This window comes from Burkholderia sp. Ac-20392, assembly GCF_017104585.1.
Classification (GTDB): Bacteria; Pseudomonadota; Gammaproteobacteria; order Burkholderiales; family Burkholderiaceae; genus Burkholderia; species Burkholderia lata.
Window position 1 is genome coordinate 1 of record NZ_JAAGPB010000963.1, and the last position, 1,690, is coordinate 1,690.

The window sequence follows — 1,690 nt, forward strand, 5'->3', positions numbered from 1 at the left end:
GCGCGAAGGCGCACGACGACGCGATGCAGGATGCGTCGCCGTGCACTTCGACGCCGGGCCGGCGCGCCGCCCGCCCGGTTGCGTCGCCCCGCGATCCGCACGATGCGCGTCACCCGGCGGCCATTGAAGAAAAGGACAAGAATATGTGGATGCGACATGTAGTGAAGAAGAACGAACGCGCGCTGCTGATGAATGAGGGCGATTTCGTGAAGGTGCTGGAACCGGGTGTGTTCAAGGCCTTCGATCCGCTCAAGCGCCTGTCGGTGCAGACCGCGCGTCTCGACGCGCCGCTCGCCGACGCGGCACTGGCCGATTACCTGCGTCACGACGCACCGGACGTGCTCGCTCGGCACTTCGTCGCGATGGATCTCGCCGATGACGAAGCGGGCCTGCGCTACGAAGACGACGTGCTCGTCGAGATCCTGGCGCCGGGCACGCGCCGGCTGTACTGGCGCGGCCTGACCGCGCACCGTCTCGAACGCGTCGATCTCGCGCAGGACAGCATGCTGCCGGCCGCACTCGTGAAGCGCATCGCGCAACCGGCGCTGCGTGCACGCGGCGTGGCGGGCCTGACGGGCGTGCTGCTGGCGCAGGTGCCGGCGTACCACGTCGGCGTGCTGAAGATCGACGGCAAGATCGAGCGGTTGCTGGACGCAGGCGTCGCGGCGTTCTGGCGCTTCAACCGCGACGTCGCGGTCGAACTCGTCGACCTGCGTTTGCAGGCGATCGAAGTCGGCGGACAGGAAATCCTGACGCGCGACAAGGTCGCGCTGCGGCTGAACCTGTCGGCGACGTGGTGCTATGCGGACGTGCTGCATGCGTTCGGCCAGTTGCAGAAGCCGGTCGAACACCTGTATCGCGAGCTGCAGTTCGCACTGCGATCGGCGGTCGGCACGCGCTCGCTCGACGAACTGCTGGAAGACAAGCAGTCGATCGACGAGGTCGTGATCACGCAGGTGCGCGCCCGCCTCGGCCATTCGGGCGTGGAGGTGCGCAGCGTCGGTGTGAAGGATATCGTGCTGCCGGGCGACATGAAGACGATCCTCGCGCAGGTGGTTGAAGCGGAGAAGTCCGCGCAGGCGAACGTGATTCGCCGCCGCGAGGAAACGGCGGCCACGCGTTCGCTGTTGAACACCGCGAAGGTGATGGAAGAAAACCCGACCGCGCTGCGGCTCAAGGAGCTGGAAACGCTCGAGCGCGTCGCGGAACGGATCGACCGCATCTCGGTGTTCGGCGGTCTCGACCAGGTGCTGAACGGACTCGTCAGCATCAAGGGCACGTAGCGAATGAACGGGCACGGCGCACGGGCGCCGTGCCTCATGAAAGCAGCAAGGTGATGAACATGAGTGAAATGGATTACCAGGTAATGGAACTGGCCAACGGCAAGCCGGTGAAGATGTGGACGCAAGGCGTCGCCGTCGAAGACGAAGCGCGCGCGCAACTGCGCAACACCGCGCAGATGCCGTTCATCTTCAGCCACGTCGCGGTGATGCCGGACGTCCACCTCGGCAAGGGCTCGACGATCGGCAGCGTGATCCCGACGAAGGGCGCGATCATTCCGGCCGCGGTCGGCGTCGACATCGGCTGCGGGATGATGGCCGCGCGCACGACGCTGACGGCGTCCGACCTGCCGGATTCGCTCGCGGGCCTGCGCAGTGCGATCGAACGCGCGGTGCCGCACGGCCGCGCG

The 1,690-nt window shown here is 66.7% G+C and carries 2 protein-coding genes; both read left to right on the top strand.

From position 1 onward, the window contains the following. Nucleotides 1–143: 143 nt before the first annotated feature. Nucleotides 144–1,283: a slipin family protein gene (locus G3N99_RS40095; protein WP_206125178.1), complete on the top strand. Its 1,140-nt coding sequence runs from the start codon at nucleotides 144–146 to the stop codon at nucleotides 1,281–1,283. Between the two features lie 59 nt (nucleotides 1,284–1,342). Beyond that, nucleotides 1,343–1,690: RtcB family protein (locus G3N99_RS40100; protein ID WP_277396503.1), on the top strand; the 348-nt coding region annotated here is incomplete at its 3' end.

Coding starts and splice junctions, on each gene's coding strand:
- G3N99_RS40095 (WP_206125178.1), top strand. CDS start 144: ATGTGGATGCGACATGTAGTGAAGAAGAACGAACGCGCGCTGCTGATG.